Below are 8148 nucleotides of genomic sequence, written 5' to 3' on the forward strand. Positions count from 1 at the left end.
GAAGATGCGGATAAACGAGCCGACAAGCTTAGGGTCTCCTTGGGCCAGTACTTGAAACGTTTGATTTTAAGTCCGCCATTCCGCGCGAACCGGCGGCCGCCCCGAGGAGTCGAACACCTGTTTCGATGATGCGGTATGTTTTGACGGTACGTCAACCGCTCGGCTGCGAATGACCGCCCGATGCTGCGATGCGACCAATCCCGAAGGGCGAAATTATTCGGCCCGCCTATGTCGCGAAGTCGGCCTGTCGTTCGTCATATCCGGGAAGCGTCGACGCCGTAGGCGGCGCCTGCCATGCGCGCGACGCCTTTGAGAGCAAGGGAATCAAATGACGCCGCGCCTCTTTTCGAAGTCGCTCGCGATCCCATCTAGGTCAACGACAGCCCGCGCCGGCCACGACGATACTTGCCTGCGGCGTTGGTCAACACGCCTGCAGGTCGGTCAGCCAATCGCAAATTTGTGCACCGCACCATTAAGATGGTTGACTACTAAGCATCTTAATAATACGTCCTCCGTCATGACAACCGATCATCCGGCTCCGACTCTGCAGGGATGGCGCGCGCATGTGCCACGCGACCCGATCGGTCAGCGCCTGAAGACCATCTCCTTCCTGAATCGCGAGATCGGCAAGAAGATCGGCGAGGCCCTCGGCGTCAACGTCACCGACATGGCGGCCCTGGAACAGCTTCTGAACAACGGGCCTCTGACGCCCAGTCAACTGGCCGAACGTCTCAAGGTGACGACCGCCGCCGCCACCCAGATCGTCGATCGCCTGGAGCGCGCCGGTCACGTCTCGCGACAACGCAAGGCCACCGACCGTCGCAAAATCTTCGTGGTTCCGGTGGAAGCTTCGATGGAGAGAGCCTTCGAGAAGCTGGCGCCGATGATCGACGGTCTCGACAGAGTGATCGCCGGCCTGACACCGGCCGAACGCCAGATCATCGAGGGCTTCCTGGATCAGGTCGTCGACGTCTATCGCGACGTTGCGGGCCTTCCTCCATCGACCGCGGACTCTTGCTGAACGCGATGCCCAGCCCTCTCTCCGCGCGAACGCGCCCAAAGGTATTTGTCGATGAGTGCATTCATGACCGGTGAGCGTCGCCGCCCTCGGCCATTCCAAACCTCGGCGTCGATCCTGGCGCTGGGCCTGGCGCTGGGCCTGAGCCTGAGCCTGAGCCTGAGCCTCGCCGGCTGCGTCAGCACCCCGCGCCCGACGCCCGACACCCGCCTGCCCGCCGCCTATGAGGCGCCGGCCGGAACCGTGCTGCCCCGGGCCAGCCTGGATCGCTGGTGGACCACCTTCAACGACCCGCTGCTGACCCGCCTGATCGAGACGGCGCTTGAAAAGGCGCCCGACGCCCGCAGCGCCGCAGCTGTGCTGGACGAGGCCCGCGCCGTGCGCCGCGGCCAGATCCGCCAGATCTACATCCCGGGCACGCCCCTGACCGGCAGCGCCAAGAAGACCCACACCGAGATCCTCGACAGCAGCGGCGCAGCGGGCTTCACCCAAGCTGGCGACAGCGAGGCCTACGCCGCCAATTTCGACGTCAGTTGGGAACTGGATCTGTTCGGCCGCAAGCGCGCCGCCCTGGGCGTGGTCAACAACGACCTGGCCGCCGCCCGCTTCGCCTATGAGGGCGCGCGGGCCTCTCTGGCCGCCAATGTCGCCCAGTCCTATTTCGAAGCGCGGGGCCTGGCCGTGCAACTAGATGACGCCCGGCAAACCGAGCGCATCAACGCCTCGCTGCGCGACTTTTCGGTCAAGAAGGCCAATGCCGGCCTGATCGCCACTTCGGAATCCGACCGCGCCGAATCCGACCTCGCCGGAACCCAGGCGCGCGTCGCCAACCTGGAAGCCCAGTTGGCCACGTCGCGGCGCAGCCTGCTGATCCTGGTCGGCCGCGGGATCGACTCTGTAGGCAGCCTGACGGTCACGCCCGTGCTGGACGCCGCACCGCCCGTGCCGGCGACCATCCCCGGCGATCTGCTGGGTCGCCGCCCCGACATCCGCGAAGCCCAGGCGCGGTTGGCCTCGGCCTCGGGCAATCTGAAGATCAATGAGCTCGCCCTGCTGCCGACCTTCAACCTGACGCCGGGCGTCGGGCTGTCCAAGAGCGTCTCGCCGTCCTTCCCCTTCGCGGGCGGCGGCGGGAGCGGCCAGACCTCGACCACCAGCTCGGCCTGGTCGATCGGGGCCAATGTCTCGATCCCGGTGCTCAACATCCCGGCCCTGTTGGCCGACATCGACGCCCAGAACGCCCGCACCCAGCAGGCGGCCATCGCCTATGAGCGGTCGGTGCAGACCGCCTATGGCGAGGCCGAGAACGCCATGGTGCAACTGGCCGCCGACCAGCGTCGCGTTACCCTGCTGACGGCCGGCGAGGCCCGCGCCGAACGCGCCTACACCGCCAACCGCAAGGGCTACGGCCTGGGCTTGATCGACCTGACCACCACCCTCCAGGCCGAGCAGTCCTGGCGCGCCGCCCGCACCGCCCTGACCGGGGCCCGCACCGACGCCCTGTTGCACGCTGTCCAGACCTACAAGGCGCTCGGCGGAGGCTGGTCTCCGGATGCGCCGGCCTCGCCCCAGGGTTCCTCGACCCAGGTTTCCTCGACCCAGGTTTCCCCGACCCAGGTTTCCCCGAAATGAGATCCTCCCCCATGACGACCCGCACCACGCTCGCCGCTGTCCTGCTGATCGCGTCGGTCGGCCTGACCGCCTGTGGCGACAAGAAGGACAAGGCGCCCGTCAAGACGGCGGCCTCCCAGGCCCGCACCGTCAGCGTCGGCAGCATCGAGACCCGGCCGCTGGGCGGCGGGGTCGAGGCGTCGGGCCAGCTCGTCTCGCGCGAGGAAGCCGCCGTCGGCTCCGAGCTCAGCGGTTATCGCGTGGCGCGGCTGTTCGCCGACGAAGGCGACTGGGTGCGAGCCGGCCAGCCCCTGGCTCAGCTTGACTCCACCCTGCTGCGCGCCCAGGTCGACCAGCAGGCCGCCCTCACCGCCCAGGCCCAGGCGGAAGCCAAGCGCGTCGCGGGCCTTGATGGTCAGGGCGTGCTGAGCCAGGAGCAGATCGAGACCCGGCGCTACCAGGCCAAGGCCCAGGAAGCCGCGCTCAACGAAATCCGCACCCGCGTCTCGCGGATGACCATCACCGCCCCGGTCAGCGGCCGGGTCCTGCAGCGCGGCGTGCAGCCGGGGCAGATCGCCGGCGGCGGCGGCGCGCCCTGGTTCACCATCGCCCGCGACGGCCTGGTCGAGCTGGACGCCGAGGTCAACGAGGCTGACCTGGCGGGTATCCGCGCCGGCCAGCCCGCCCAGGTGTCCCTGCCCGGCGGCCAATCTGTCTCGGGCGTCGTGCGCCTGGTCAGTCCCCGGGTTGATAGCGCCAACCGCCTGGGCAAGGTGCGCGTGCGCCTACCGGTCCGTCCCGACCTGAGGCCCGGCGGCTTTGGCCGCGCCACCTTTGGGGCCTCGGGCGCCAGCGTCACGGCGGTGCCGGAGTCGGCGATCCGCTACGAGGCCGACGGCCTGTTTCTGATGACCGTCGACAGCAACAACCGCGCCCACCAGGTGGCGGTGAAGGTCGGCCAGAAGGGCGGCGGCTGGGCTCAACTGATCCAGGGCCCGCCGGCCGGCACGCGCGTCGTGCTCGGCGGCGCCTCGTTCGTCACCGACGGCGATGTCATCCGTCCCTCGGCGCCGACCCAGCAGGCGGCCCGCTGATGGCTGGCGAACAGAAGGCCCCCCAGCAGAAAACGCGCGAGCTGCAGATCTCCGCCTGGGCGATCCGCAACCCGATCCCGGTCGCGGTGCTGTTCATCGCCCTGATCATCGCCGGCATCGGCTGCTACCTGACCCTGCCGATCAAGCAGTTCCCCAATGTCGAGTTCCCCTCGGTGTCGGTGACCGTCACCCAGAGCGGCGCCGCGCCCGGCGAGATGGAGACCCAGGTCACCCGTCCGATCGAGGACGCCGTGGCCAGCATCTCCAACGTCAAGACCATCACCTCCTCGGTGGTCCAGGGCGCGTCGATCACGACCATTCAGTTCAACCTCGGCGAAGACCTGCAGAAGGTCACCGACGAGGTGCGCTCCAAGGTCGATCAGACCCGCTCGCTGCTGCCCAAGGAGGTTGACGAGCCGATCGTCCAGCGGCTGGAGATCACCAGCGCCCCGATCATCACCTACGCCGTCTCGGCGCCCAACATGAGCGCCACCGAGCTGTCGTGGTTCATCGACGACACCGTCACCCGCGCCCTGCAGGGGGAAAAGGGCGTGGCGCAGGTGTCCCGCGTCGGCGGCATCGATCGCGAGATCAATGTCATCATCGACCCCGATCGCCTGGCCAGCTTCGGCGTCACCGCGCCGCAACTGAACCAGGCCCTGGCCAGCTTCAGCGTCGACGCGCCGGGCGGCCGGGCCACCATTGGTGGTCGCGAGCAGACCCTGCGGGTGCTCGGCGCCGCCACCACCATCGAGCAGCTGCGCGACATCACCATCCCGATCGTCGGCGGCCGCTATGTGAAACTGACCGACGTCGCCCAGGTGGGCCAGGGCGCCGAGGAGCAGCGCGGCTTTGCCCGCCTGGACGGCAAACCCGTGGTCGCCTTCCAGGTGATGAAGACCCGCGATTCCAGCGACGTGGCCGTCGAGGACAATATCAAGAAAGCCATCGGCGGGATTGAGGCCAAGCAGCCTGGCGTGTCGTTCGTGAAGATCTTCTCGACCGTCGATGAGACCCGCGCCAGCTTCGCCGCCACCGAGCACACCCTGCTGGAAGGCATGCTGCTGGCCTCGCTGGTGGTGTTTCTGTTCCTGCGCGAATGGCGGGCCACCCTGATTACCGCCATCGCCATGCCGGTGTCGCTGATCCCCACCTTCGCCTTCATGGCGATGATGGGCTTCTCGCTGAACGTCGTGACCCTGCTGGCCCTGACCCTGGTCATCGGCATCCTGGTCGATGACGCTGTGGTCGAGATCGAGAACATCGAGAAACGCGTCGCCCGCGGCCAGAGGCCCTTCCAGGCGGCGATCGAGGGGGCCGACGCCATCGGCCTGGCCGTGGTGGCCACCACCTTCACCATCGTGGCGGTGTTCGTGCCGGTGTCCTACATGCCCGGCACGCCCGGCCAGTTCTTCAAGGAGTTCGGCCTGACCGTCGCGGTGGCGGTGCTGTTCTCGCTGGTCGTGGCTCGCCTGCTGACCCCGCTGCTGGCCGCCTATTTCCTCAAGCCGGTCGAGCACGCCCACCCGCGCAAGGACTTCAAGGGCTTCTATCGCAATGTGCTGGAGTGGTCGCTGGACCACCGGATCCTGGCGATCATCATCGGCACGGTGATCCTGGTCGGATCGTTTGGCATGGTGAAGTTCATTCCCACCGCCTTCCAACCGGCCGCCAACGCCAACTTCTATTACCTGAAGGTCCAGGGTCCGCCCGGCGCGACCCCGGCCGACATGGAACGCACCGTCCAGGCGGTGACCAAGATGTTCAGGGCCCGGCCGGAAACCGCCCACGTCTTCGCCCAGGTCGGCTCCAATATCGGCAGCGGCTTTGGCGGCGTGGCCGGCTCGGACATCCGCGACGCGACCATCACCATCGTCCTGAACGGCAAGCGCGACCTGACGGTGACGCAGATCAAGCAGGTGGTGCGCAACGGCCTGCACGACATCCCCGACGCCCGGGTCAACCTGCTCGGCGACTGGGGCACCTCGGAGGTGCAAACCATCCTGACCTCGGAAGACGGCCCGCTGCTGGAGCGCACGGCGGCCCAGATCGAGCGCGAGATGCAGGCCCTGAGCACGGTCGCCGATCCGCGCCCGTCCTCGCCCCCCAGCGGCCCCGAAATCGTCATCCGGCCCAAGGCCGACGAGGCCGCGCGCCTCGGCGTCAGCGCCGCAGACATCGCCGCCATCGCCCGCGTGGCCACGGTGGGCGACATCGACGCCAACGTCGCCAAGATGACCCAGGGCGAGCGGCGGATTCCGATCCGTGTGCGCCTGCCGGCCGAGACCCGTGCCGACCTCAGCGCCTTGGGCGCCCTGCGCATCCCCACGGCCAGCGGCGGCACGACCCGCCTCGACTCCGTGGCCGACCTGTCGTTCCAGGCCGGTCCGGCCCAGATCCTCCGCTTCGGCCGCAAGCGTCAGGTGACCATCGAGGCCGACCTCAACAACGGCGCCCAGCTGGGCCAGGCGATGAGCGACGTCGGCGCCCTGCCGACCATGAAGCATCTGCCGCCCGGCGTCGGTCCGGCCACGGCCGGCGATCAGGAGGCCTTCGTCGAGCTGTTCACCGGTTTCGCGGTCGCCCTGCTGTCGGCGGTCGGGCTGGTGTTTGGGGTGCTGATCCTGCTGTTCCGCAGCTTCTTTAAACCGATCACCATCATCTCGGCCCTGCCTTTGGCGATCGGCGGGGCGTTCTTCGCCCTGCTGATCACCGGCCAGTCGCTGTCGATGCCGTCGCTGATCGGCTTCCTGATGCTGATGGGGCTGGCGGCCAAGAACTCGATCCTGTTGGTCGAATACGCCATCGAGCAGGAGCGGGCCGGGATGAGCCAGCGTGAGGCCATCATCGAGGCCTGCCGCGAGCGGGCCCGGCCGATCGTCATGACCACCCTGGCCATGATGGCCGGCATGCTTCCGACGGCGCTCGGCATCGGCACGGGGTCAGAATTCCGCCAGCCGATGGCCGTGGCGGTAATCGGCGGCCTGATCACCTCGACCGTGCTGTCGCTGGTGCTGGTGCCGGTGGTCTACGAGATCGTCGACGACATCGAGCAATGGCTGACGCCAAAGCTGTCGCGCTGGACCACCCCGCGCGAGGCGGCTGGCGGCGCGGCCGCGTCGCCGGTGGACCGGCTGTAGGGCGCAGCGGGGACACACGCTCATTCCACGGCCTCGCCAGGACGGCAGGTATCGAGGAATGAGTGTGTGCCCCCAAGCCTGTGTCCCCAAGCCTGTCGCTAAGCCGCCAGCCCCAGCGCACCGTCCAGCGACAACGAGCCCGGCCCCGCGACAATCAGCCAGGTCAGCAAGGTCAGCAGCAGCACCTCGGGCTTGTAGAGCAGCGACGACAGCCGCATCAGTGGCGAGGCGCCCTCGATTTCCTTGCCGGTCACCGTGAACAGGGCCACCAAGCAGATGATCGCCAGGACGCCGGCGCCGAGCGGCGTCGCCAGGCCCAGGACCAGCAGGCCGCCGAACAGAAGCTCGCAGGCCGCAACGAGCCAGCCTTGAACCTCCGGCGCGCGAATCCCAGCCTCCTGCAGCGATCGGCGCATCTTGGCGTGCTGCTCGGCATTGGTCAGCTTGCACCAGCCCGACAGTGCGAACATCACGCCTATCACCAGCCTGGCCGCCAGGGCGGCGTAGGGCGCAAGGCCGTGAAGGGCGCCGGTGGCGGTCTGATAGATCTGGATCATGCGGCTCTCCCGCCGCTATCAATGGCCGTGCGCCGTTCCGGTTGCTCCGCCGCGCCTCAGCGCGTCCCGTTGTCGAGCAGCGTGCCGACGGCCGGAGCCCCGGTGGCCCGGCCGCTGATCGGATCGCACCACGAGAACCGGCCATTGGGCGCGTCGGTGCGCCGTCCGGCCAGGCCGGCCTCGAACAGCGCCTGTCCCAGGTCGACGCCGTCGAAGCCGACATGGGCTAGGTCGCGATGATACTCGTCGACCCCGCCCGTCGGCTCGACGGTGACGGCGCGGGCCTCGCGCACCTTGGCGCGCACCCAGTCATTGGCCAGTTTGGACGCGCTGGCCTCGGCCCAGCAGCGAGCGTCCGGCACCCCCTGGGGAGCATAGGCGTTGGCCAGCCGCACATGCCGGCCGTCGATCACGAAGGCGTCGGCGCCGAGCACCCGCACGCGGTCGCCCAGGCCAGGGGGCTGGAGCACGGAGGCGGGTGGGTCGGGCGTCTTGTGGCAAGCGGTCAGGGCTGTCGCCATCGACAGGGCAAGCATGCGTTTGCGGATCACGGGACTTCCCTTCCAGGCTTGTGGTGAAGGTAGTGCATCGGCCTGCGGCGGACTAGGTCCTCCCCCTGTGGGGGAGGAACTTGGTAAAGCAAAAGGCCCCGGGGTTTCCCCCGGGGCCTTCGCAATCTCAGCCGAAGTTTAGAGCGTCGAGACTATTCGACGATCTTGGCCACGACG

At 68.3% G+C, this 8148-nt stretch carries 6 protein-coding genes; 4 read left to right on the top strand and 2 right to left on the bottom strand.

What is annotated here, in order from left to right:
* Positions 1-328: 328 nt before the first annotated feature.
* The 4 genes from ACP694_RS19410 (at position 329) to ACP694_RS19425 (ending at position 6863) form a co-directional block, all read left to right on the top strand.
* Positions 329-1021 (top strand): MarR family winged helix-turn-helix transcriptional regulator, encoded by a 693-nt coding sequence (locus tag ACP694_RS19410; RefSeq protein ID WP_426015218.1) that lies wholly within the window; start codon positions 329-331, stop codon positions 1019-1021.
* A gap of 63 nt (positions 1022-1084) precedes the next feature.
* The gene (locus tag ACP694_RS19415) at positions 1085-2650 is read left to right on the top strand and encodes an efflux transporter outer membrane subunit (RefSeq protein ID WP_426015220.1); all 1566 of its coding nucleotides are present in this window, start codon (positions 1085-1087) and stop codon (positions 2648-2650) included.
* Positions 2647-3723: an efflux RND transporter periplasmic adaptor subunit gene (locus ACP694_RS19420; RefSeq protein ID WP_426015222.1), complete on the top strand. Its 1077-nt coding sequence runs from the start codon at positions 2647-2649 to the stop codon at positions 3721-3723. The genes ACP694_RS19415 and ACP694_RS19420 overlap by 4 nt, the downstream gene beginning before the upstream one ends.
* Positions 3723-6863 carry an efflux RND transporter permease subunit gene (locus ACP694_RS19425; protein ID WP_426015225.1) on the top strand — a complete coding sequence of 1047 codons (3141 nt, stop codon included), beginning with the start codon at positions 3723-3725 and terminating at the stop codon, positions 6861-6863. Before ACP694_RS19420 ends, ACP694_RS19425 begins: the two co-directional genes overlap by 1 nt.
* Before the next feature lie 98 nt (positions 6864-6961).
* Here the strand turns inward: ACP694_RS19425 and ACP694_RS19430 are convergent, their stop codons facing one another.
* Positions 6962-7420 carry a DoxX family protein gene (locus ACP694_RS19430; RefSeq protein WP_426015226.1) on the bottom strand — a complete coding sequence of 153 codons (459 nt, stop codon included), beginning with the start codon at positions 7418-7420 and terminating at the stop codon, positions 6962-6964.
* A 56-nt stretch (positions 7421-7476) separates the two neighbouring features.
* A complete protein-coding gene (locus tag ACP694_RS19435) occupies positions 7477-7971 on the bottom strand; it encodes a thermonuclease family protein (RefSeq protein ID WP_426015227.1) in 495 nt (164 codons plus the stop codon).
* Positions 7972-8148 lie beyond the last annotated feature (177 nt).

The sequence above is a fragment of the Caulobacter sp. DWR2-3-1b2 genome, assembly GCF_049896345.1.
Classification (GTDB): Bacteria; Pseudomonadota; Alphaproteobacteria; order Caulobacterales; family Caulobacteraceae; genus Caulobacter.